Below are 24,265 nucleotides of genomic sequence, written 5' to 3'. Positions count from 1 at the left end.
AATAGGGGTAAACTGAGATATTAATTGCTCAAAGCTTGTGTTTTACCTTGTAAGTACATAGCATAAAGCCTTAATTATAAAAAATAACAACGACCAAATAATTGCCGCTTTTGGGAATGGAATATATGCGAATTGCTCCTTTATCTTTTTTTGTCACTGCCACTTTGATGGCTGCCGGTGTTTTTGCGCAGGATACAGCTACCGTTAATGCCGTTGAGTCAGAGTTAGCTGTAAAGCAAACTGAGTTAGATAACTATACGCAAATATTAGATAAGCATATTAGTGAAGAAGCTCGGTTACAGTCACAGTTAGCTTTGTTGCGTACACGTTCATCTGAGTTAGACAAAGAAAAAAACCAGGCGTTAGATGCAATGAATGAATTGTACAGACGCTTAATTGATGATCCTTCAATTGACATCACAGCCGCGCAAACTCGTTATCAACAAGCTGTGGCAACACATAAGCAGAATAAAGATGATATTTCGATGCAGTTGGCGGCGATTGCATCACATCGTAAAGATATCGAACAAATCAGAATTACTAAGCACACATTAGTCAATACACTCGAAAGCTTGAAAGACCAGTTAAGCACGGCGCGAGTTGAGCGGTTGCGAAATGAATTTACGCGTGAAGGTACACTAGAGGTAGAACATACCATTAATTGTAAGCGTACTGAGACATTGGCAGCGTGCGAGCAACGTGGGCAACAGCTCGGACTACAAAAAGCAACTAAGCGCTTTATTGATCAGGTGTTTGCTAATTTGACAGAACAACGCATTGTTGAACCAAAACGCAATATTGCGGGGGCACAGGTCCAAGTGGTAAATAGCCATGTGGTAGGTAGTGCCTTTAGTGGGCAGGGGAATTATAGTGTTAATCTAAGTGTGACCATGCGTGGAGACATGAATAATAGTCGTCTTTGTAGCCTGTTAAATTTAGATAATCGTTTTTGTTCTGAATATGGCACCCCATTGTCTATGGGATATCAAGCAAGCTATCCCACAACATTTAGTGACACGCAGTTAACGTTTAAAGATTCAACAGATAACATAGGGCAAGTTGAAGTTGCTAAGGTTCAACAACAGCCTATTATAGAGGTCAATACACCTCGAGTTGCAAATACGAAATCAACACCATCTCCTGAAGTTAACTCAGTTTCGGTTACGTTACGCTCAAATGTATATGACGATGAAGTTTTTATAAATGGTGTGAGCTATGGTTCAACAAAGTTAACCGTAAAAGTCCCTAAGGGCATTCACGATATTGAAGTCAGAAAGTTAGGATATCAGCCATATAAAGCGCAAGTTAATATTCGCAAAGCGCAAACGATAAATGCTCGGCTATCAAAAAAGCCTGAGTCGATTGCTGCACCGACACCGAAAAGTGAGCAAAATACCAAACCTATCAAATTAGCCACGTCGACAGTTACATCAGCAAGTAACAATGGAATTGTGATTATTCCAGCAGGTACTTTTAAGATGGGAGATTTGACTGGTAATGGTTTGGCAAATGAGAGACCTGTAGTTGAGAAGGTGCTGAGCAATTCATATGCTATGCAAAATACGGAAGTCACCGTTGCACAATTTAGGTCGTTCATCACCAGTACGGGTTACCAAACTGAAGCTGAAAAAGGCAAAGGTTGTGCTTATTATAAAAATGGTGAGCCAATATGGGAACTTGATTACAACTGGAATAACCCAGGCTTTAAACAAGCAGATAACTTCCCTGTGGTATGCGTTTCGTATGAAGATGCAAAAGCGTATGCGAATTGGTTATCGGGAGAAAAAGGACAACAGTTTCGCTTGCCCAATGAAGTTGAGTGGGAGTATGCAGCGAGAGCAAGTACAGCATCAGAATACCCATGGGGCAATGAAATTGGTAAAAATTTAGCAAATTGTGGTTGGTGTGGTAGTGAGTACTCGAATAAGAGTGCAGCCCCTGTTGGTGAGTTTCCACCAAACAACTATGGTTTGTATGACACTGTTGGGAATGTGTGGGAATGGACTCAAAAGCGCGCGTCACAAGATGATGTCACGGTCAGAGGTGGTGCTTGGAACTTTGCACCTAGCTTGGCTCGAGTGTCGACTCGGTTAGCACTTGCTGCTGACTTTAGAGCAAATTATATTGGTTTTCGATTAGTTCGAGAGCGATAAATAACAATTACGATGGGTGGCAGAATTGTTTGCCACTTGACTTAAAAGTATTTCTGTAAGGTTACCCAGCCTCATGTTTAAAAAATTACGTGGATTATTTTCTAATGACCTATCTATTGATTTAGGTACGGCCAATACTTTGATATATGTAAAAGAGGAAGGCATTGTATTGAATGAACCTTCCGTTGTCGCGATACGCCAAGAACGTGCTGGTGGTCCTAAAAGTGTTGCATCGGTAGGTACCGCCGCGAAACAAATGTTAGGTAGAACACCTGGTAATATTAAAGCAATTAGGCCTATGAAAGATGGTGTCATTGCTGATTTCTATGTTACTGAAAAAATGCTGCAGCACTTTATTAAACAGGTGCATAACAATAACTTTATGCGTCCGAGTCCGAGAGTATTGATTTGTGTTCCATGCGGAGCAACACAAGTGGAAAAACGTGCCATTCGTGAATCTGCAATGGGGGCTGGGGCACGTGAAGTTTATTTAATTGAAGAGCCAATGGCTGCGGCAATTGGTGCAGGTCTTCCCGTCTCAGAAGCAACAGGATCAATGGTTGTTGATATTGGTGGAGGTACGACCGAGGTTGCTATCATTTCTTTAAATGGTGTGGTTTATTCATCATCAGTTCGCATTGGTGGCGATAAGTTTGATGAAGGTATTATTAACTATGTTCGTCGTAACTTCGGGAGCTTAATTGGTGAAGCGACTGCTGAACATATAAAACATGAAATAGGATCTGCATTTAAAAGTGAAGAGCCGATTGAACTTGAAGTTCGGGGTCGTAATCTTGCTGAAGGAGTGCCACGCTCATTTACTTTAAATTCTCATGAAATATTAGAGGCTTTGCAAGAACCTTTAATGGGGATTGTGAGCGCTGTTATGGTTGCGCTTGAACAATCTCCACCAGAACTGGCGTCAGATATTTCTGCTCATGGAATGGTATTAACTGGAGGTGGTGCGTTACTTAAAGATCTTGATCGCCTACTTATGGAAGAAACAGGCATACCTGTTGTTGTTGCTGATGATCCTCTGACTTGTGTTGCTAGAGGGGGTGGTAAAGCACTAGAAATGATAGATATGCATGGTGGTGACGTATTTAGCTACGACTAATGAATTTACTCTTTGGGCGTACTATTTCATTACAACTGCGACTGTCTGTCGCAGTTGTGCTGAGTGTGCTATTAATCTTTGGGGATCGTTATACTCAAGGTGGCACACTCGTGAGAACGAGCTTACACACTTTAGTGAGTCCGTTATTGTATTTCGCAAATGTTCCCTATGAGATTTTTGATATTGGTGCTAAAAGCTTGCACACACGGGATCAACTCAGGCAAGAAAATAATCTCTTGAAAGAAAAGCAGCTGTTACAAAGCGAGCAACTTCAACAGCTGGCATTTCTGAAAAAAGAAAATCAAGAACTTCGAGCCTTATTGAATGCATCAGCTCGTCAGAGTAATACTCGGCTTATCGCTCAGGTTCTCTCAGTACATTCAAACCCTTATAGCCATCAAGTGGTGGTTAACAGGGGAACAATTGATGGTATTACGGAAGGCCAAGCTGTTATTGATGAGATGGGAGTGGTGGGTCAGCTTGCACAAGTTGGTACAACGACCTCTAGAGTACTGTTGATGACAGATATCACTCATGCAACCCCAGTGCGAATTTTGCGTAATGACGTGCGGACGGTGATTGAAGGTATTGGTAAAATAAATAGCCTCAAATTATCTCATGTACCACATAGTTTAGATGTACGTATCGGAGATGTATTGGTTACCTCGGGACTTGGAGGGGTTTTTCCTGAAGGGTACCCTGTTGCTGTGGTGACAAATATCAATAGAGATGAAGGTTTGCCGTTTGCACAAGTGTATGCGGAACCAGTGGCACAGCTAGATCGAATTCGTTTATTGGTTGTATTAGGAAAGTCAGCACAAGAGACATTAAGTAATGATTAAACGTAGTTATTTTTTAGTTGCTTTAAGTATCTTTTTTGCTTTGGTAATGGCATTAATGCCATTACCAATTTCGGCTGAACCGTTTCGACCTGATTGGGTATTATTAGTATTGATGTATTGGTCTCTTGCGGTGCCACATCGCGTCAATATAGGCTGGGCCTGGATAACGGGTTTAGTTATAGATTTGGCTATGGGTTCACCACTGGGCGTAAATTCTTTAACATATTCTGTATGTATTTATATTACCGTGAGTAATTTCCAAAAAATCCGCAATTTCTCAATTTGGCAACAAGCAGTTTTGATCGGGTTGTTTTTGACCTTATATCATTTATTGCAGTTTTGGCTAAATCACTTTCTGCTCGATATTTATTTCAGTCCACACTATTTATGGCCAGCCTTTACGGGCATGTTATGTTGGCCCTGGATTTTTTTACTGCTCCGTAAATATCGACGCCAATTTAGGATTCGTTAATGATCCCTTTATATTTAGCGTCAGCTTCAGCAAGACGAAAGCAATTACTTACTCAATTGGGCTATGAATTTGAACAGTTTAGTGTTGATGCAGATGAAACGCAGTTGCCATATGAATCAGCGTTAGAATATGTCGAACGACTGGCAATACTAAAAGCCCAATCGGGCGTCGCTATGGGGTATATTGATCGGCCAGTTTTAGGTAGTGACACGGTTGTTGTCATCGATGGTGATGCACTGGGCAAGCCTATTGATAAAGATAACTTTATGGCGACAATGCAGCGTTTATCTGGCCGTACACACCAAGTATTGACCGCTATTGCATTGGCAACAGAGGAGCGGGTGATTAGCTCAGTTGTGAGTACAGATGTAACCTTTAAAACACTAAGTGAATTGGAAATGAGTGATTATTGGTTAAGTAATGAGCCTCAAGATAAAGCGGGTGGTTATGGTATTCAAGGTCTAGGTGGGCGTTTTGTAACCAATATATCAGGTAGCTATTTTGCCGTTGTCGGCTTACCTTTATATGAGACCGAGGCATTAGTCCAACAATTTGTAGTGGAGATAACATGAGTAGTGAATTACTGATTAATGTTACGCCGAGTGAGAGTCGTGTTGCACTAATTGAAAATGGTGTTCTCCAAGAAGTTCAAGTTGAGCGTATAGGCAATTTAGGTATTGTTGGTAATATTTATTTTGGCAAAGTAAGCCGCGTTTTACCGGGTATGCAAGCTGCATTTGTGGATATTGGTTTGGAAAAAGCAGCATTTTTACATGCTTCAGATATCGTCAATAGTGCTTCTTTTGAAGAAGGGGTGGATGATCAGCCAGTAAAAAAAGTTCAAGATATACGAGAGTTGGTTAAGCAAGGCCAATTTATTATGGTACAAGTGGTGAAAGACCCACTCGGCACCAAAGGAGCGAGATTAACAACAGATATAACAATTCCTTCTCGTTATTTGGTCTTTATGCCAGATGCGACTCATGTAGGCGTGAGTCAGCGAATAGAAACAGAAGAAGAACGCAGTCGATTAAAAAAGATTGTCTCGCACTATAATGATGAAAATGGTGGTTTTATTGTTCGCACCGCGGCAGAAGGTGCTACTGAAGCGGAATTACAACATGATGCACAGTTTCTAAAAAAACTGTGGCAAAAAATAGTGAGTCGAAGAAAAAAAGCTAGTAAAGCCAGTATTCTACATGAAGATTTGACACTCGCTTTTCGAACGCTACGGGATTATGTTGGTGAAGACATGGAGCGTATTCGTGTTGATTCTAAGCTGACTTATCAAGAGCTAAAAGAATTTACCGAAGAATTTGTCCCACTGCTTGCACAAGTGCTTGAATATTATCCTGGTGAGCGGCCAATCTTTGATCTGTTTGATGTCGAAAGTGAGATTCAAAAGGCTTTGCATCGAAAAGTTGATTTGAAGTCAGGTGGTTATTTGATCATTGATCAAACTGAGGCAATGACGACGGTTGATGTGAATACCGGAGCCTTTGTAGGACATAGGAATTTAGAAGAAACCATTTTTAACACAAATGTTGAAGCTACCTCCGCGATCGCTCGTCAGCTTAGGTTAAGAAATCTGGGCGGCATTATTATTATCGACTTTATAGATATGATATCAGACGAGCATAAACGTCGAGTTTTGCATTCTTTGGAAACGGCACTCGCAAAAGATCGAGCAAAGGCAAATATAAATGGATTGTCAGCACTTGGCCTAGTTGAAATGACACGTAAACGTACGCGTGAAAGTTTAGAGCATATTCTGTGTGGGGTGTGTCCAGCATGCTCTGGTAGAGGATCATTAAAAACAGTTGAAACGGTTTGTTATGAGATCTTGCGTGAAATTGTTCGGGTAAATAGAGCATATGATTCAGATAAATTCATGGTATATGCTTCACCCGCTGTGAGTGAAGCACTGACAAACGATGAGTATCATAACTTGGCTGAATTGGAACTATTCATTGGAAAACCAGTCAGTATTCAAATAGAGAGTTTATACAGTCAAGAACAATTTGATGTTGTCATGATGTAAGGCGGCACGGGGTTAAATGCAAGCTAAAAAGATTTGCTTTTTTTGTTTCAGAAAAGTGTGGCAAATATTTGCTGTAGCACTGGTCGTTATGGCTGTGTTGGTATCGCTATTAAAATATACTTTACCGTACGCAAATGATTATAAACATGACATTGAAACACTCATTAATAAACAATTTGGTGTTGACTTAGCCATTGGTGCTATTAGCGCTAGCTGGCAAGGTACTGGCCCTGCACTGGTGCTCGAAAACCTTACGTTTGAAGATAATCAAAATGCACCGATTGCTTTAAGTATTGCAAAGACCAGTTTGCAACTGAATGTGGTCGAGTCACTTAAAAACTGGCAATTGCGTTCAGATTACTTCGTACTTAATGGCTTTGTTGCCGATGTGAACTTACAAGAGCTCAATAAGTTAAAATCAAATGACGATAGTGAGTTTGAACAACAATCATTAATTGAAAGTTTATTCTTAGGTGAAACTGGACACTTTTCAATTCAAAAAAGCCAATTGAATTTAGTCACTGACTTAGGGCTTAGGCACACATTATTGCTTGAAGATATTACGTGGCAAAATAGTCCCACAGCCCATCAAGGTGTGGGGGAAGTAAGTATTCCTGGTTTTTCACAAGGCCATTACTCAGCAAGGCTGTCTTTTACCGGTGAGAGACTGAGAGAATTAAGTGGACAAGTTTACTTGCGTGCTTCAAAAGTGGATGTAACTGATTGGCTTACGCAATATTTAAATAAAGCCAAGGTAGGGATCCATACAGAACTCAATGGTGAACTATGGCTCTCGATGAAAGAAGGTGAGCTTGACGATGTACATGTTAACTGGCTACCAAGTTACATCAAATGGTTAGATAACGGGCAAAGTGAACGGATTGAGTTAGCGTCAGGGCAAGTGTTGTTGGCACCCTCTAAGCAAGCATTGGCTTGGGAGCTAAATACCACGCCATTACAATTGCTTTATAATGATGAGCCGTACTTGAAGACTCAAATTCAAGGTGAATTTAACGCTAAGCAACAACAAGTTTGGTTTACTAACGTCAGCTTAGAGCTTTTATCTGATTTAGGTGCTCTCACTAATTTTGACTTCACTGAGCGAATTGCTAGGCATAAGCCTCATGGTATGGTTGAGGGAAGGTTTGAGTCAAATACAGAGCAAAATTTTGCATTATGGCTAGGTGGACGAGATATTGCTTGGCGGCAAGTTGGGGGGATTCCCGGTGCTGATAACATACGACTTGAGTTAACCGTTAACCAAGATAAAGGCGCCGTTTCGATATTTTCTGAAAATGCACAATTTCAGACCTCAGGTCTATTTGATAAGTCTTTGAGTTACAACCAACTCAATCTGGAGTTGCAGTTTTTTAAAGACAATAACAATTGGCATATACTGAGTGATTCATTATGGTTTGATAATGATGACTTAACCATTGCAGGAGAAATGCATTTAAATCTTACTGAGCAGCCTGAATTGGATTTATATGTTGAGGTGCTCGGCGGCAGTGCTGAAGTGGCTGGTCATTACTTTCCTCAGACGCTGATGAAGCAGAGTTTAATAAAGTACTTGAATGATGCTATTTTGGGTGGATTTCATCGTGAGTCTCAAGTGCTATTTTCTGGGCGATTAACGGATTTCCCTTTTAGTAATGGTCAAGGTCAATTTGATGTGGTTTCCAAGATTGATAATGCCGAATTTGCATTTGCGCCACAGTGGCCAGCAATAAAAAATGCAGATGTTACATTGCATTTTGCTAATGAGAGAATGGATATTTATGCCCATACGGGGCAGTTAATCAATCAGCAGATTGATAATTCGGTTGTGGTGAGTATTGCCAACTTAGATGAAGCAAATGAACTTATGGTTGATATCAACCATACGACAGCTGCGCAAACGTTACAGACTTTTTTTACTGCAACACCATTGAAAGATCCATTAGTTGAAGTATTGAATATCGTCCAAGGACACGGGGGGGTGACAGGTAATATTGGACTAAAAATTGATTTACATGATTTAAATGTACTGGCATCAGGGGAGGTCACGTTGCGTGATCTGCCAATTTATTTGTCAAAACCTGGGCTGCAACTTGAACACGTTAATACAGTTTTAAAGTTTTCTGATGATGTGATTTCTATTTCAGATGCGACAGCGACTTGGCTGGGTATGCCGTTAGAATTTAGTGTTAGTGGCGATGGTAATGAGACAAGATACCAAGTTGATATCTCGACCAGCTTGTTAGCGCAAAGCGACAAGTTGTTACCCTATAGTGAAGGTTTACTCGATGGTTATCTATTAGGTGAAACCGATTTAATGACAGATATTAGTTTAGTTTTTAATGAGCAATCATTTAACTACACGGCGGTGTTTTCATCAGATTTAGTCGGTATGACGAGTAACTTTCCGTTACCGTATCGAAAAGAAATAGGCAGCGTTAGGCCATTAAAAGGCATAGTTCAAGGCGATGATATATCAAATTTAATTACTGCAAATATTGATAATTCTTTATTTTTCAACGCAATTTTGGATAATGAAACAGGTGCCTTGAGTAATGCGCATATCATTTCAGGAGCGCATGATAAGGGACTGGCGCAGCAAGATTTTAGAGTATCAATAACTCAACCTGAATTATTGCTTAAACCTTGGATCCCGTTCATTGATCGTTTGATTGACTTAAGGGATAAGCCAGCGAGCCAAACTCCATTATTACCTCCATTAAGTGCAATTAGGGCTGAAATAGGCAAAGTTGATATGGAGGGCGTTTCGTTTAATGATTTCGAAATGCGCTTAGAGCCGAGTATCGATGGGATGACAATGCGTCTCAATGCAAAAGAATTACGTGCCCAAGTACTGTTGCCGTCAGGAGGTTCAAGTCGTCCAATTGCTATTGATACAGATTATCTTAGGTTGAACTTACCTAAAAATAAACAAACAGAAGATCAAACTGAGATTTTGCTATCTAACCCTCCCGAAGACCTGAGTTGGTTAGCGCGTTTACCAGCTATTGCTTTTAACTGTTCAGATTGCCGAATTGATAATTATCAACTGGATGCTGTTTCAATCTCGTTATTTGGTGACGGCAATAAACTAGTTGTACCAGAGTTGGTTATTGATAAAGGAGATCATGTATTACGAGGTCAAGGGCAATGGTTCGATGGCATTACCCGTGTTGATGGGATCATGAATAGTAAAGATATTGGTGAGCTATTTGATGAGTTTGACTTAACGTCAACCATAAAGGATTCAAAAGCGAATATCGGCTATCAACTGCATTGGTCGGGAGCACCGTTTGATTTACATACTGCTAGTTTAGGCGGAGAAATAAACTGGGAGCTCGGTGATGGACACTTGACTGAAATAAGTGATCAAGGTGCTCGGGTTTTTTCTTTATTGAGCTTAGACTCATTGGTACGTAAGTTAAAATTAGATTTTAGAGATGTATTTTCGAAAGGCTTTTTCTACAATAAAATGCAGGGAACAGTACAATTAGAACAAGGGATTGCATATACCAAAGATACCAGGATGGATGGTGTGCCTGCAGATTTGAGTATTCAAGGGTATGCAAACTTAAATACGCAAGAAATTAATTATGATCTCGCCGTAGCACCACAAGTTACATCAAGTTTGCCCGTCATAGTTGCTTGGATGGTGAACCCTGTCACAGGGTTGGCTGCGCTGGCACTAGATAAAGTGATTCATTCGGCACGGGTCATTTCTGAAATTAAATTTAAGGTAACAGGGACAATGGATGAGCCCGTGGTTACTGAGATTAATCGAAAAAGCCGAGAAGTGGAATTGCCCCAGGCAGCCCAAAATACGCCTCCTCAATCATCGCAAAGCGACGCAGCAGTATTGCAACGCAAAGAGGTTGATAAAGTGCTTTTTATCAACCGTTCAGAGAAAGGCGTATAAAATGCGAACGGTTCCGCAAGTTGTGGCAATACAAATGTGCTCGAGTGTCGATCCCGAAGTGAATTTTGCTTATCTATCAAAGCAATTAGAATTACTCGAAATATCTTCTCCAACATTGGTGTGTTTGCCTGAAAGTTGGCTGGCATTTAGTCATACAAGCAGTGATACTTTGGCATTGAGTGAGTCTAATTGGCAATGGATTGAAAAACTTAAATTGCTTTGCCAACATTACGGAATTTGGCTTGCAGCTGGCACAATCGCGTTACCTTATAAATATGGACAGTATTATGCTGCAAGTATATTGCTGAACGATAAGGGAAATATTGTAGCCCAGTACAATAAAATACATTTATTTGATGTAGACGTTGATGATGGTTCGACAGGGTATAGAGAATCAACACACACAGTGGCAGGTCGAGATGTTGTTGTGGTTGATAGCCCGTTTGGAAAAATAGGCTTAAGTGTATGTTATGATGTGCGCTTTGCCGGTCTTTACCATATGATGGTGGAGCAAGGAGCGCAGCTTTTATTGGTCCCAAGTGCATTCACAGTGGTAACAGGAGTTGCGCATTGGCAACCATTATTACAAGCTCGTGCAATTGAAACTCAGTGTTATGTTATTGCTGCTGCGCAAACAGGGGTACACGAAAATGGCCGCAAAACCTTCGGACATAGCCTAATATTATCACCATGGGGTACGGTACTTGCCGATGCAGGAAAAGCACCTAAAGTGATCCAATCTGATATTGATTTGGTAGAACTCATGCAAATCAGAACTAAAATGCCAGTATTGGCACATAATCGATTTAAGAGTGAATTTTATGAATAATGTTGAACAACATTTGTTAGCTGATAGTCAATTGACCAGAGAGCAGCTTGAACAAACGCTAAATTACATTCACCAACATCAAGTGGATTATGCAGACTTATATTTTCAATCGAGTTATAACGAAACTTGGGTCTTAGAAGATGGCATCGTTAAAGACGGTAGCTATAACATTGAGAGGGGCGTGGGAGTTAGGGCATTATCAGGAGAGAAAACGGGTTTCTCATATTCAGATGCGATTAACTTTGATGCTTTAAGTAAAGCTGCAATGGCCGCACGCAGCATTGCACAATCGGGTGAATCTAAAAAAGTTCAAGTATTTAGCGATATAGCCGTAAAGCAGCAATTTGCAGCTGTACAGCCAATCACTAAGATGGCGGATGCTGATAAAGTTGCACTGTTACGTGAAATTGAAGCACATATTAGAGATATAGCCCCTGATGCCCAGCAAGTTGTTAGTTCAATTTCAGCGGTATATGAAGAAGTACTTATAGCAGCGAGTGATGGAACTTTTGCAACCGACATTCGTCCATTGATTCGACTTAATTGTTCTGTATTACTGGAAAAAAATGGTCGTCGAGAACGTGGTGGTGCCGGTGGTGGAGCTCGATTAGACTACGGTTATTTTAAAGAGTTAGTGGACGGGAAGCCACGTTGGCTAGAGTATGCAGAAGAAGCGGTGCGTATGGCGCGTGTTAACTTGGAGGCTGTAGATGCACCAGCAGGTGCTATGCCAGTGGTATTGGGTGCTGGCTGGCCAGGAGTATTATTACATGAAGCCGTTGGGCATGGCTTAGAGGGCGACTTTAACCGAAAAGAGGCATCTGCATTTAGTGGCAAAGTAGGTCAACAGGTGGCTTCAGAACTGTGTACTGTTGTAGATGATGGTACCCTCGCAGACCGTCGAGGATCTTTAAATGTGGACGATGAGGGAACGCCTGCTGCATATAATGTTTTAATTGAAAAAGGTATCTTAAAGGGATACATGCAAGATAAGCTGAATGCACGTTTAATGGGCGTTGCGCCAACGGGCAATGGACGCAGGGAGTCTTATGCACATTTGCCAATGCCAAGAATGACCAACACGTATATGTTACCTGGTGAGGATACGCCAGCAGATATAATTAGTAGTGTTAAAAAGGGAATCTTTGCGTCTAATTTTGGCGGTGGGCAAGTTGATATTACATCTGGTAAATTTGTATTTTCTGCCTCTGAAGCGTATTTGATTGAGAATGGAAAAATAACGCGACCGATTAAAGGTGCAACCTTGATAGGTAACGGACCTGATGTGATGCACAAAGTTTCAATGGTTGGTAATGACTTACAACTCGATAGAGGTGTTGGGGTGTGTGGTAAAGATGGTCAAAGTGTCCCCGTGGGGGTTGGCCAGCCAAGTTTAAAAATTGATGAAATTACGGTGGGTGGAACGGCGTAATTTAGTTTGATATTAAGCATAAAAAAACCAGCATCGGTTGGTTTTTTTATGCTTAAAGATACGAACTAAGGCATCATGGTTTCTTTTAAGTATTGGAATAGTTCTTTAAATCCTTTTGCTGGCTTTTCAGCATCGGACTCTTTTTTGGCCTGACGAACGAGTTGGCGCATTTTCTGGCGTTCTAAACTGGGGAATTCGACGAGTAGCTCGTTAATTTTTGAGTCACCTTGTTGGATTAACTCGTCTCTCACAAGTTCAATCTTATTGAGAAGCACATCTGCTTGATTATTTTTATTCAGCATTAAATCAATCGCAGCTTCTATTTCTGCGATGTTTTCAGTCGTTCTTAGCGTTTTAGTGATGTAGTTCATATGTCTACGATAAGCTTCACTTTTCGCTCTAATCTTATCAGCGACAACCATTGCTTGCAGCAAGTCTTCTGTTAGGGGAAGTTTATCACGTTGCTTTTTTGCCATGCTGGCTAAGTCGAGAGCAAGTTGCTGATACTGTTGGGCATCACGTTTCAGTTCACTTTTGGAAACGTAAATAATTTCTTCTTCAATTTCGGGTTTCTTTTTCTTAGCCATGGTTCAAACTAGTCGGAATCTATTTGTGCTAAGTATACCAATTATAAGTTGGAAAAGCTTTGCTTGAATGGGGCGATAATCGTGATGTGTGTTAGCATTAATATAAAGCAATAACTTATCAGAGAAAATGCCCATGAGCAAAACCCAACAAGATCCCATTTATCAACAAATTGATGACGTAAAGCAGGCTGTGTCAGAAGCCCTTACACATGCGAAAAAGTTAGGTGCGACGGCTGCTGAAGCTGCAATGTCAAGTACCTCCGGTTTATCAGTAAGTACTCGCATGGGCGAAGTTGATACGATTGAATTTAATCAAGATGGAGGCTTGGGGATCAGTGTTTATGTTGGTAATCATAAAGGGAGTGCATCAACTGCCGATTTGAGTCCCAAAGCATTGCGTTCAGTAGTAGAAAAAGCGGTTGATATTGCCAAGTTTACCTCAGACGACCCTTGCAATGGTGTGGCAGACAAAGCGTTATTAGAAATGTCACCACCAGATCTTGATTTGTATCACCCGTGGGATGTATCCCCAGAAGAAGGTATAGAGTTTTGCTTAGACGCTGAAAAAGCAGCGTTAGAATTTGATAAGCGCATAGTCAATTCTGATGGTGCAAGTTTTGCTAGCCATCAAGGTTTACGAGTTTATGGTAACAGTCATGGGTTGGTGGCAGGTTTTCCTCGTACTCGTCACACATTAAGTACGATGGTTATCGGACAAGATGGTGAGCAGATGCAGCGGGATTCTGCATATACAATTTCTCGAGAGAAAAATGGGTTAAAAGTGGCAGAATCAGTGGGTATTGAAGCTGCTGAATCTACGCTTGCTAAATTAAATAGCCGAAAAATACAAACAATGAAAACGCCTGTCGTATTTCGCGCTGACATTGCTAATAGCTTATTTGGGCACTTAGTGTCAGCCATTGGCGGTGGCGCTTTATACCGAAAATCAACCTTCTTGCTCGACAGTTTGCATACTCAGATCTTTAATTCGTGTGTTTCAATTAAGGAACGCCCCCATTTATTAAAAGGGTTAGCATCAAGCCCTTTTGATAGCGAAGGGGTGATAACTCAAGATCGCGATATTATTCATGGTGGTGAATTACAGACCTATTTAATGGCTAGCTACGCGGCTCGTAAGTTAGGCATGACGGCGACAGGACATGCGGGGGGGATCCATAATTGGTTAGTACAACGGACACATGATGACTTATGTGCTGTGTTAAAAACAATGGGTACAGGTTTATTGGTAACAGAATTAATGGGTCAAGGAGTTAACACGGTGACTGGTGATTATTCACGTGGAGCAGCTGGTTTTTGGGTTGAAAATGGTCAAATTCAATATCCCGTAAGTGAAATCACCATCGCTGGTAATCTAAAAGATATGTTTAAAGGTGTTCAAGCAATAGGAGGCGATATAGAAGTGCGAGGGAGTGTGCAAACCGGCTCAGTGCTTATTGAATCGATACAGGTGGCAGGGGAGTAAGCCTGTTGGACAAGGTTTAAAGGCCGATTTAGTGCCTTTAAACCTTGAGTTTTAAGTTAAAAACCAAGTCGCTGTGCCTAGAAAAGCAAATATACCGACAATATCAGTTACGGTTGTAAGTACTACGCTCCCCGCTAAAGCAGGGTCTATTTTCATTCTTTTAAGAATTATTGGGATACTCGCACCAGCGATACCAGCGGCAAGTAAGTTCATAAACATCGCAAAGGCGATAACAGCACCGAGTGTGAAATCCCATTTCCATAGTGCAACAACACCAGCTATCAATAATGACCAAAGCAAACCATTTAAAGCGCCAATGGCTAACTCTTTTCCGAGAATAAACCGTTGATTAGTTTGATTAATATGGCCAAGAGCAATCCCTCGAATAACAAGTGTTAGAGTTTGGCTACCAGCCACTCCACCCATGCTAGGAACTATCCCGTTTAGGACCGCAAGAACGGGTAAAATATCGAGTGTATTCTCGAAAAAGCTTGCAACAAAAGCAGCTAGAAGCGCGGTTAATAGGTTGATCCCTAACCAAATCGAACGGCGGCGACTACTTTGTAAAACAGGCGCAAAGGTGTCTTCTTCGTCATCTAAACCAGCCATACTGAGAAGACTATGTTCCGCATCCTCTCGAATAACATCGACGATGTCATCAATTGTAATTCGCCCTAGTAGGTGGTTATTATCATCGACAACCGCCGCAGAAATCCAATTATGACGCTCAAATAGTTGTGCGACTTCGGTTTCATCCATTGAAATAGGGATCGATTCTTTATCTTCGTCCATGAGGTCATGAACCAGTTTATCCGGCGGGTTGGTTAACAGTGTACTCAATGGCATAGCACCGATAAAGCAGTTGTCTTTATCTACTACATATAAATCATCAGTGCCGTCTGGTAGCTCGCCTTTCAACCGCAAGTAGCGTAATACAACATCTAATGACACATCAGCTCGGATTGTGACTGTATCGCTGTTCATCAGTGCGCCAGCAGAGCGTTCTTGATACGATAGCGCTTGAGTGGCACGTTCACGATCTTGTGTGTCCATACTACCGACAACGTCGAGGTAGATGGTATCAGGTAAGCCCCGTAGTACTTCTCCTAAGTCATCATCACCCATATCTTCCGTAGCGGCGGCAATAAGCTCAGGGTCCATTTTTGCGATAATGCCAAGACGCACATCTTCAGACAGTTCTTCCAGTACGTCACCTTGTATATCAGGGTCGACCAGCTTCCAAAGCTGGGTACGGACTTTGTGCGGTGAAGACTCAAGTAATAGGGCCGTATCACATGGAGCTGTTTCTGCTAAAATTCGCCTGACTTGAACAAATTGTCCACTATTAAGCGCAAGCGTGACTTGCTGGAGTTGTTGTAGCGTATAATCTTGTTCAAGCGCTTCAGGCATAGGCGTCCTAATTATGTTGTTTTGTTAGTATCTTTACGCGTACCCAGGTGATTTTATACTATATAATAAGAAATTGAGTGGTGCAGAGGTACGCAGCCTTTGGCTTGAGAGTTTAACGTACTTTAGAGTGTGTTGCCATGTGAGAGAGAGGTAATAATATTAACTTCTTGTGCTTGGAAAGTTATTCTTGCTCGTGAAATTTTTGTTCTATCAAGGTACCAATCGCGTTTAAGGCAGATTGAGCATCAGGCCCTTCGCACTTGATCCTTACGTATTTCCCTTGGCTACTTTCTAACAAAAGTAATGCCAAAACACTGTCGCCAGCAGCTTCTCTATCATCTTGGTATAAGGTAATTTTTGCGTCGAACTTGATGGCCAGTTGTGCCAGTACTGTTGCGGCTCTGGCATGCAGACCACACTTATTCTGAATTAAGAAAGTATCCTCATAACACATTGTATTAATTGTTTTGCTCACGATGACGGATCTGAACATTTGGATGAGATCGTTGAAAACTTTCTCCAATTGTTTGCGCTAAATACACAGAGCGATGTTGCCCGCCTGTACAGCCGATAGCGATGGTAAGATAACTGCGGTTATTACGTTCAAGATGAGGTAACCACGTTTGTACAAAAGTTTGAATTTGCCAAGTGAATTTTTGTACGATGCTATGCCCAGCTAAATACTCTTGAACGGGTTGATCTAAGCCCGTTAGTGGTTTTAGTTCTGGTTCCCAATGAGGGTTAGGCAGGAAGCGTGCATCAAACACATAATCAGCATCTTTTGGCATGCCGTGTTTAAAGCCAAAAGATAAAAAGGTAATAATTAGTTGTTTATCTTTTTTACCTAAAATCCGCTCACGGATAGATTCAGCTAACTGGTGGACACTGAGGTCGGTTGTATCAATAAATACATCGGCACTGGTGATCAGTACATCCAATAGCTGCTTTTCTTCTTTAATGGCTAGATCTAACGGTAAGTTATTTATAGAGAGTGGGTGTAGCCTGCGAGTTTCAGAAAAGCGTTTGATCAATGTTTGATCATCACTGTCCAAGTAAAATAATATCGGATTAGCAAACCCTGGTAAATACTCAAGAATATCGTTGAACTCTTGCTGTTGTTTTGGCAAGTTACGCACATCAATACTGACTGCAATTTTGTCATAGCTCTCAGACACGCTTCTAACCAAAGACGGAAGTAAATTGACCGGAATATTGTCAACACAATAGTAGCCTAAATCTTCTAACACTCTTAATGCAACGGACTTCCCAGAACCAGAGCGACCACTAATAATGATTAATTCCACAATTATCCCCTATTTACTAATCTTGAGCCTTAATAATACTATAGAGCTCGGTATCATTGCTGGCATGTCTCAATTGCTTACAGAACTCTTTATCTTTTAAGCTTTCAGCAATTGCAGCGAGTGTTTTCAGATGCTGTTGATTATCACCTTCAGGTACAATGAGTGCAACAAAAATATCGACTGGACGATTGTCTATGGCATCGAATGGAACCGATTTTTTACTAACTAATATCATCGCAAAAACTTGTTCGATACCTTGCATTCTGCCATGTGGAATAGCGATGCCTTTACCAATTCCAGTACTGCCTAGCTTCTCTCGTGACATGAGCGCAGATAAAACATCATGCTGTTCTAGGTGGGGTAACTGTTCATGTGTAAGTTCGCTAACGTATTCGAGAATACGTTTTTTGCTATTAAAAAGGACCGCAGCTTTACTGCAGTCCTTGTTGATTATTGAGCTAAGTTTCATGGTTAATGTCGAGTAAGCTTTTCTTTGTGTTTGATTACTTGTCTGTCTAGCTTGTCAACCAAACCATCAATAGCAGCATACATATCTTGATGCTCGGTAGAGGCAAATACTTCTGCTCCGCTTAAGTGTAAGGTCGCTTCGGCTTTTTGTACGAGTTTTTCAACATCTAAAATCACATGCACATTATTGATATGATCAAAGTGCCTTTCTAGCTTCGCAAACTTGGTGTTGACATAGTCTCTTAGTGATTCAGTTACTTCTACGTGACGACCAGTTAAATTTAGTTGCATAAGCATTTTCCTTCTTTGGTATTACGTCTTATATCAAGCTTTTACGCTGATTCGACGGTGGAATGGCTAACGACTCCCGATATTTTGCTATCGTACGTCGGGCCACTTTGATTCCTTGCTCTGCCAATATATCCGCAATTTTGCTATCACTTAATGGCTTAGCAGTATTTTCGGCGGCAATGAGCTTTTTGATCAATGCTCTAATCGCTGTGGAAGAGCATTCACCTCCGTTTTCGGTACTCACATGGCTCGAGAAGAAATATTTCAACTCAAAAATGCCCCTAGGTGTGTGCATATATTTTTGTGTTGTGACACGTGAAATAGTGGATTCATGCATCTCTACCATTTCAGCCACATCATTTAGCACCATAGGTTTCATTGCTTCAGGGCCATGTTCAAAGAATGCCTGTTGTTGCTGCACAATGCAATTAGTTACTTTCATTAACGTATCATTGCGGCTTTCTAAGCTTTTAATAAACCATTTAGCTTCTTGTAAATGCGAGCGAATAAATTGACTATCAGTGCTTGATTTCATTGAACGAGACATCGCCGCATAGTGATCATTGACTCTAATTTTCGGCATTGAATCAGGGTTTAATTCAACTAACCATCGGCCTTTCACTTTTTTCACAGAGACATCAGGTATGACATATTCAGACTCTTCGCGGATGATACTGGCCGCAGGTTTTGGATTTAAGCTGTGTATTAGAGTCATAACTTCTTTTAAATCGGACTCTTTCAGCTTAGTCTTTTTCATGAGCGTTCGATAGTCTCGACTTGCAAGTAAGTCAATGTGTTCGGTGAGCACGTGTTTAGTATGCTCCAGCCAAGGTGTACTTTTATCAAACTGATTAAGCTGGATACATAAACATTCTTGCAAGCTACGAGCAGCAATGCCGACGGGGTCAAATAATTGAATGCGTTTCAGGACAGCCTCAATTTCATCAAGTTCAATGGCATCTTCTGAACTCTCGTCATTAAGGCTTTCTAAGATTTCATCGGTCGATAAGGTTAATAAACCACCATCATCCACGGCTTCCACAATGGCGACAGCGATCCCTCTATCAGTATCACTAAACGGGGTCAGTTCTAGTTGCCACATTAAGTATTCATGGAGCGATTCGGTGGTTGCGCCTTGGTACATGTTTTCGTCTTCAGGCATAGGGCCGCTGCTTGTTGCTGGTGCAGCACTCATGTATTCATCCCATGTGACATCCATCGCAAGTTCTTCGCTAACAGTGTCTTTACTCATAGCCGCGTCTGCATCAAGCTCATAGTCACTGACTGGAGCTTCTTCAATACTGTCTGAATTAGATTCTTCTTTCGAGAGCTCTTTATGTTCTTTTTCTATATTTTCGTTGTCGTTTTCATGCTCTGATTCTTCAACTTCCAGTAATGGGTTGCTGTCCAAGGCTTCTTGGATTTCTTGTTGGAGATCTAGCGTGCTCAATTGCAACAAGCGGATAGCCTGTTGTAATTGGGGTGTCATGGTTAATTGCTGACCCATGCGCAGCTGTAACGATTGCCTCATGTATCTCTAACAATCCTTTCTATTAATCAATTATTAAAATTACCTAGATACTATAACTATAGCCTGAATTGTTCACCTAGGTAGACATCTCGAACAGTTTGATCGGCTAGCACGTGTTCTGGAGTACCTGATGCAATTAATTCACCATGTGAAACTATGTATGCTTTTTCGCACACATCAAGTGTTTCTCGTACATTATGATCTGTGATCAGAACACCTATACCGCGTTTTTTTAAATGTTCGATAATTTTCTTTATATCTAACACCGAAATTGGGTCAACACCAGCAAAAGGCTCATCTAACAGGATAAATTTTGGGTTTGCGGCTAAAGCGCGAGCAATTTCGACTCTTCGACGTTCACCTCCTGACAATGCCATACCTTGACTTGTACGTATATGTTGGATGTTGAATTCATCTAATAATTCATTAAGAATTTGCTCTCGATCAGGTTTACTCAGTTCATTACGAGTTTCTAAAATAGCCATTAAGTTCTGGTAAACGGTTAACTTTCGAAAGATGGAAGATTCTTGCGGTAAATAACCTATGCCTAGCCTTGCTCGACTGTGCATCGGTAACAGGGTGATATCGTGGTCATCAATGGTTACGGTACCGTTATCGCTTGGCACTAATCCAACAATCATATAAAAACTGGTCGTTTTACCTGCCCCGTTGGGGCCTAGCAAGCCAACAATACTGCCTGCCTCGACGGCAAGGCTGACATTTTTTACGACTTGTCGTCCTTTGTAGCTTTTAGCCAAAGCGGTTGCAGTCAAAGTACTCATTTATTATTTGCCTTGTTCTTTATTCGATTTTTTTTCTGGGACTAGAATTGTGTGCACTCGGCCAGTATTTTCATTACCTTTTTCAGCATTTATTAATTGTTTATCCATATCGTAAATTATGGATTGTGCTTTTATGATTTGGCCTGCTTGGTTAATTTCTGCATCACCTTTGATTGTCAGCTTTTTATTCGCTACATCATATCGAACCTCACTCGCCGTGGCACTTAATACGGTGCCATCAGCTTGTGTCTCGGTAAAACGCGCTGGATTACCTGTAGCGACAAGCAGTTGTTTATTTTCTCCTAATTCAGCCCGTCTATGCACTTCTAGGCGATCAGCGTTAATTTGTCTATTACCATGTATAATTTCAACATTTTGTTCAAAAATACCAATGTTGGTTTTTAATTGTGCGGTTTGCTTGCCTGCTTTAATTGATACTTGTGATGCAAAGTCATTATTGTTGGCCGCAAGCGCGCTGCTGAATGTAAGCCCAATAAAGGCTACGGTGACTATTAATCTATTGGTCATAATAAATGGTTCTAGTATGGTTAATTAGCTCTATAACATCGGTATTTAAATCGGCGTGCAGACCTTTACCTGTGATGAGTAAGTCTGGACCTGTGATTTCTACCGGTTGCTCCGATTGCATTAGTTTATTGATAATTTCAACTCGAATATGGTCCGCGTTGATATGTGTAATCATGGCTTTATCTGTTAGATTTTGCGCCACAACATTACCTTCCAAAATGAGTATGTTATTTTCGTATAATGTGGCTTCAGTTGCTGTGATTTTCCAGTTTTTAGGCCCGTTATATAAAGTAAAAATAGGTGCTTCAAAATGGCTAAAGCCAAGCTCTTGATATAATTCCATTTTATCCGCAGTTACTGTATGGCTACGAATACCCGTTTCATCATAAATTGTTTGTTGTAATTGTGTTGCTATATAATCTGGCTTAGCAATGACATCACTGGTACCGTTTTCTGATGAGGGGGGGTGGGTGAAGTAAGGGTACCACAACCATCCCATAATCATTGAAAAGATAATCAATAATGCAATTCGATTTATGGTCATGTGCTTGTTCCAGTGGTACCTAACGAGTGACCTTGTGCTAACATAATCAAATCGGTTAATTCACGTACAGCACCAAACCCTCCAGGTAACATGGTTGTATAATGCGCAACGCGCTTTATAAGAGGGTGGGCATCGTTAACTGCAACTGAAAAGCCCACTAATTGCATGACGGGCAAATCAGGGCCATCATCTCCGATATAAGCGATGTCTTCATCTTGTAAATCTAATGCTTGCTTTAGTGTGTCATATGCCTGCAGTTTATTTTCTTGGCCTTGATAAATATGCTGTACGTTTAAGCTAGTCATTCTTTGCTGAACAATCTGTGAATGCCGGCCAGTAATAACGGCAACTTGCACGCCACTATTGATTAGAGCTTTGATGCCAAACCCATCTTTTGTATTAAATGCTTTTAATTCTTCACCGTTGTTGCCAAGGTAAATCCGACCGTCAGAAAAAACGCCATCAATATCACATATCAGTAGCTTAATATTAGCAGCCTTGCTGTACGCAACATTACTGATAGGTTGATATAAGTCTGAGAATTGCATTATAAAACTCCTGCTCGTAGTAAATCTTGCGTATTTAAAGCACCGACCGGGTAGTGGTTATCATCTATGACAATTAAACCATTAATTCGTTTCGTTTCCATTATATTCAATGCTTCAGCTGCAAGAATATTTGCATGTACGGTTGCACAGCTTTTAGTCATTACCTCGCTAATGAGTGCGTTATGTAAATCAATTCTTTGTTCAATGATTCGCCTTAAATCCCCATCTGTAAAAATACCACATAAGCGAGATTCAGAGTTAATTACGGCTGTCATTCCTAATCCTTTGGCTGACATCTCGAAAAGCGCAGCTTTTACCGTGTCTTGAACAGTCACTACGGGTACTTCGGCGCCTTTGTGCATGATGTCATCGATGGTCAGTAATAGTCTTTTCCCTAATGCACCACCAGGGTGAGAAAGTGCAAAATCATCGGCTGTAAAGCCTCTAGCCTCTAACAAAGCGACGGCGAGTGCATCACCCATTACCAATGTTGCTGTTGTACTAGCTGTTGGAGCAAGTCCTAATGGGCAGGCTTCTTTCGATACGGCAATACATAAATGTACATCGGCTAACTTAGCAATGGTTGAGTGCGAATTACCGGTCATCGCGATCGTTTTTGCGCCAATGCGCTTAATCACAGGTATGATACTCAATATTTCGCTCGTTTCACCTGAATTAGAGATCAGCAGGACAACATCTTCTTTGGTGATCATGCCTAAATCACCATGACTGGCTTCTCCAGGGTGAACAAAAAAAGCGGGGGTACCAGTACTGGCAAATGTGGCTGCAATCTTATTCCCAATGTGACCTGATTTTCCCATGCCAATGACTATCGTTCTACCGATACAATTAAAGATAGTTTCACAGCCAGCTTCAAAGCTCTCATCGATATACTGCGTGATTTCATCTATAGCTTGGCGCTCAATTTTGATCACTTGTCGTGCAGTCTTAGAAAAATTTATTTGGCTCATCAGTGACTTCCTAGAATGAAATAATGTAATACATATAGCTAATGAAAGCGGCTAATAATAGCCCTCCTTCTATACGATTTATTTGTCGAGACCCTGTGAAACTTAGGCTCATAAGAATAAGCGCGACAGTGGCTGCTAACATGATATAGATGTCTCGCTGTGCAATATTCAAATCTAGAGAAGCTGGGTTTAAAATGCCTGCAATGGATAAAACCGCGAGTATGTTAAAGATATTAGAGCCGATGATGTTACCAAGAGCGAGGTCATCTTCTTTTTTTAATACGCCAGCAATACATGCAGCAAGTTCAGGCAAACTGGTTCCGATCGCTATGATTGTTAGCCCAATTAATAAGTCGCTCATGCCAAAAAATTTTGCGATATCTACAGCTGAACCAACAAGGTAGTGTGAGCTGACGGGTAACAATACCATACCAACGACTAACCAAAATACTGCTTTCTTCGTAGGGATATTTTCAGGTACTTCGTCACAAGCTTCATTAACTAGGGGGTCGTTTTGATTGCCTGTTTGTTTTGTGATGATGATTAACGTCAGTAAAAATAGTACAAAGCCGACTAATAGTAGGGAACCTTCAATCAAACTGAAGTAATTATCGCTTACGATGAACCACGCTGCTAATGAGACAATGACAAGTAACGGCATTTCACGCTTGAGGATCCCTGAACTAACAGATAAAGGACGTAATAACGCAGTGATCCCTAATACGAGTAAAATGTTTGCGATATTTGAGCCTATCGCGTTGCCAACAGCTGTATCCGTTTTATTAGCCAAAGCCGCTTGACCTGCTACCATCATTTCAGGTGCTGATGAGCCCATTGCTACGACTGTTAAGCCGACTATCAATGTTGGTACTCCAAAGTTACGAGCGAGTGCAGCCGCGCCAAAAACAAAACGATCAGCACTCCAGACTAGAGCTGCAAAACCAAGAATGAGGACAATAAAAGATAGAACCATTAAAATTATGCCAAGTGATAAAGTGTCATTGATGCAAATAGTAACA

Annotated in this window: 23 protein-coding genes; 10 read left to right on the top strand and 13 right to left on the bottom strand. The window is 41.0% G+C overall.

Annotated elements, in window-relative coordinates:
* The first annotated feature begins 125 nt into the window (after window positions 1–125).
* The 9 genes from J8M01_RS16470 to tldD all read left to right on the top strand — a co-directional run bounded on the left by J8M01_RS16470 (window position 126) and on the right by tldD (window position 12,799).
* Window positions 126–2,153 (top strand): formylglycine-generating enzyme family protein, encoded by a 2,028-nt coding sequence (locus tag J8M01_RS16470; protein WP_211058687.1) that lies wholly within the window; start codon window positions 126–128, stop codon window positions 2,151–2,153.
* A gap of 73 nt (window positions 2,154–2,226) precedes the next feature.
* The gene (locus tag J8M01_RS16465; RefSeq protein WP_192506299.1) at window positions 2,227–3,270 is read left to right on the top strand and encodes a rod shape-determining protein; all 1,044 of its coding nucleotides are present in this window, start codon (window positions 2,227–2,229) and stop codon (window positions 3,268–3,270) included.
* Window positions 3,270–4,112, top strand: a complete 843-nt coding sequence (gene mreC, locus J8M01_RS16460; protein ID WP_192506300.1) for a rod shape-determining protein MreC — start codon at window positions 3,270–3,272, stop codon at window positions 4,110–4,112. The genes J8M01_RS16465 and mreC overlap by 1 nt, the downstream gene beginning before the upstream one ends.
* Window positions 4,105–4,584 (top strand): rod shape-determining protein MreD, encoded by a 480-nt coding sequence (mreD, locus tag J8M01_RS16455; protein ID WP_192506301.1) that lies wholly within the window; start codon window positions 4,105–4,107, stop codon window positions 4,582–4,584. The genes mreC and mreD overlap by 8 nt, the downstream gene beginning before the upstream one ends.
* Window positions 4,584–5,156: a nucleoside triphosphate pyrophosphatase gene (locus J8M01_RS16450; protein ID WP_192506302.1), complete on the top strand. Its 573-nt coding sequence runs from the start codon at window positions 4,584–4,586 to the stop codon at window positions 5,154–5,156. Before mreD ends, J8M01_RS16450 begins: the two co-directional genes overlap by 1 nt.
* The gene (gene rng / locus J8M01_RS16445; RefSeq protein ID WP_192506303.1) at window positions 5,153–6,625 is read left to right on the top strand and encodes a ribonuclease G; all 1,473 of its coding nucleotides are present in this window, start codon (window positions 5,153–5,155) and stop codon (window positions 6,623–6,625) included. The genes J8M01_RS16450 and rng overlap by 4 nt, the downstream gene beginning before the upstream one ends.
* Window positions 6,626–6,641: 16 nt before the next feature.
* Window positions 6,642–10,538: a YhdP family protein gene (locus J8M01_RS16440; protein WP_211058686.1), complete on the top strand. Its 3,897-nt coding sequence runs from the start codon at window positions 6,642–6,644 to the stop codon at window positions 10,536–10,538.
* Between the two features lies 1 nt (window position 10,539).
* Window positions 10,540–11,367, top strand: coding sequence for a carbon-nitrogen hydrolase family protein (locus tag J8M01_RS16435; protein ID WP_211058685.1), 828 nt, complete (start codon window positions 10,540–10,542; stop codon window positions 11,365–11,367).
* Complete coding sequence (tldD, locus tag J8M01_RS16430; RefSeq protein ID WP_192506306.1) at window positions 11,360–12,799, top strand: metalloprotease TldD; 1,440 nt, start codon at window positions 11,360–11,362, stop codon at window positions 12,797–12,799. The genes J8M01_RS16435 and tldD overlap by 8 nt, the downstream gene beginning before the upstream one ends.
* A 65-nt stretch (window positions 12,800–12,864) precedes the next feature.
* Here the strand turns inward: tldD and yjgA are convergent, their stop codons facing one another.
* Window positions 12,865–13,386: a ribosome biogenesis factor YjgA gene (gene yjgA / locus J8M01_RS16425; RefSeq protein WP_192506307.1), complete on the bottom strand. Its 522-nt coding sequence runs from the start codon at window positions 13,384–13,386 to the stop codon at window positions 12,865–12,867.
* A gap of 133 nt (window positions 13,387–13,519) precedes the next feature.
* On the opposite strand from yjgA, the gene pmbA reads away from it, so the two are divergent.
* On the top strand, window positions 13,520–14,869 hold the full coding sequence (gene pmbA / locus J8M01_RS16420) for a metalloprotease PmbA (protein ID WP_211058684.1): 1,350 nt from the start codon (window positions 13,520–13,522) through the stop codon (window positions 14,867–14,869).
* A 51-nt stretch (window positions 14,870–14,920) separates the two neighbouring features.
* Here the strand turns inward: pmbA and mgtE are convergent, their stop codons facing one another.
* The 12 genes from mgtE to J8M01_RS16360 all read right to left on the bottom strand — a co-directional run bounded on the left by mgtE (window position 14,921) and on the right by J8M01_RS16360 (window position 24,219).
* Window positions 14,921–16,279 carry a magnesium transporter gene (gene mgtE / locus J8M01_RS16415; protein ID WP_192506309.1) on the bottom strand — a complete coding sequence of 453 codons (1,359 nt, stop codon included), beginning with the start codon at window positions 16,277–16,279 and terminating at the stop codon, window positions 14,921–14,923.
* A 181-nt stretch (window positions 16,280–16,460) separates the two neighbouring features.
* Window positions 16,461–16,733: an HPr family phosphocarrier protein gene (locus J8M01_RS16410; RefSeq protein ID WP_192506543.1), complete on the bottom strand. Its 273-nt coding sequence runs from the start codon at window positions 16,731–16,733 to the stop codon at window positions 16,461–16,463.
* 4 nt (window positions 16,734–16,737) lie between these two features.
* Entirely contained in the window at window positions 16,738–17,583 is an 846-nt protein-coding gene (rapZ, locus tag J8M01_RS16405) for an RNase adapter RapZ (protein ID WP_192506310.1), read from the bottom strand.
* A gap of 16 nt (window positions 17,584–17,599) precedes the next feature.
* A complete protein-coding gene (locus J8M01_RS16400; protein WP_192506311.1) occupies window positions 17,600–18,052 on the bottom strand; it encodes a PTS sugar transporter subunit IIA in 453 nt (150 codons plus the stop codon).
* 2 nt (window positions 18,053–18,054) lie between these two features.
* Window positions 18,055–18,342 (bottom strand): ribosome hibernation promoting factor, encoded by a 288-nt coding sequence (gene hpf / locus J8M01_RS16395; RefSeq protein WP_010361359.1) that lies wholly within the window; start codon window positions 18,340–18,342, stop codon window positions 18,055–18,057.
* Window positions 18,343–18,370: 28 nt separating this feature from the next.
* Entirely contained in the window at window positions 18,371–19,873 is a 1,503-nt protein-coding gene (locus J8M01_RS16390) for an RNA polymerase factor sigma-54 (RefSeq protein ID WP_192506312.1), read from the bottom strand.
* A 56-nt stretch (window positions 19,874–19,929) separates the two neighbouring features.
* Window positions 19,930–20,655: an LPS export ABC transporter ATP-binding protein gene (gene lptB / locus J8M01_RS16385; RefSeq protein ID WP_192506313.1), complete on the bottom strand. Its 726-nt coding sequence runs from the start codon at window positions 20,653–20,655 to the stop codon at window positions 19,930–19,932.
* A gap of 3 nt (window positions 20,656–20,658) precedes the next feature.
* Window positions 20,659–21,183: a lipopolysaccharide transport periplasmic protein LptA gene (gene lptA, locus J8M01_RS16380; RefSeq protein WP_210995838.1), complete on the bottom strand. Its 525-nt coding sequence runs from the start codon at window positions 21,181–21,183 to the stop codon at window positions 20,659–20,661.
* On the bottom strand, window positions 21,173–21,727 hold the full coding sequence (gene lptC / locus J8M01_RS16375) for an LPS export ABC transporter periplasmic protein LptC (RefSeq protein WP_192506315.1): 555 nt from the start codon (window positions 21,725–21,727) through the stop codon (window positions 21,173–21,175). Before lptC ends, lptA begins: the two co-directional genes overlap by 11 nt.
* Complete coding sequence (kdsC, locus tag J8M01_RS16370; RefSeq protein ID WP_211058683.1) at window positions 21,724–22,275, bottom strand: 3-deoxy-manno-octulosonate-8-phosphatase KdsC; 552 nt, start codon at window positions 22,273–22,275, stop codon at window positions 21,724–21,726. The genes lptC and kdsC overlap by 4 nt, the downstream gene beginning before the upstream one ends.
* A complete protein-coding gene (locus J8M01_RS16365) occupies window positions 22,275–23,246 on the bottom strand; it encodes a KpsF/GutQ family sugar-phosphate isomerase (RefSeq protein WP_211058682.1) in 972 nt (323 codons plus the stop codon). The genes kdsC and J8M01_RS16365 overlap by 1 nt, the downstream gene beginning before the upstream one ends.
* Before the next feature lie 10 nt (window positions 23,247–23,256).
* On the bottom strand, window positions 23,257–24,219 hold the full coding sequence (locus tag J8M01_RS16360; protein WP_192506318.1) for a calcium/sodium antiporter: 963 nt from the start codon (window positions 24,217–24,219) through the stop codon (window positions 23,257–23,259).
* Window positions 24,220–24,265 lie beyond the last annotated feature (46 nt).

Source organism: Pseudoalteromonas sp. MMG005 (genome assembly GCF_018101015.1).
Classification (GTDB): domain Bacteria; phylum Pseudomonadota; class Gammaproteobacteria; order Enterobacterales; family Alteromonadaceae; genus Pseudoalteromonas; species Pseudoalteromonas aurantia.
Note: the sequence above shows the minus strand (reverse complement) of the source record. Positions and strands in the feature narration are given on the sequence as shown.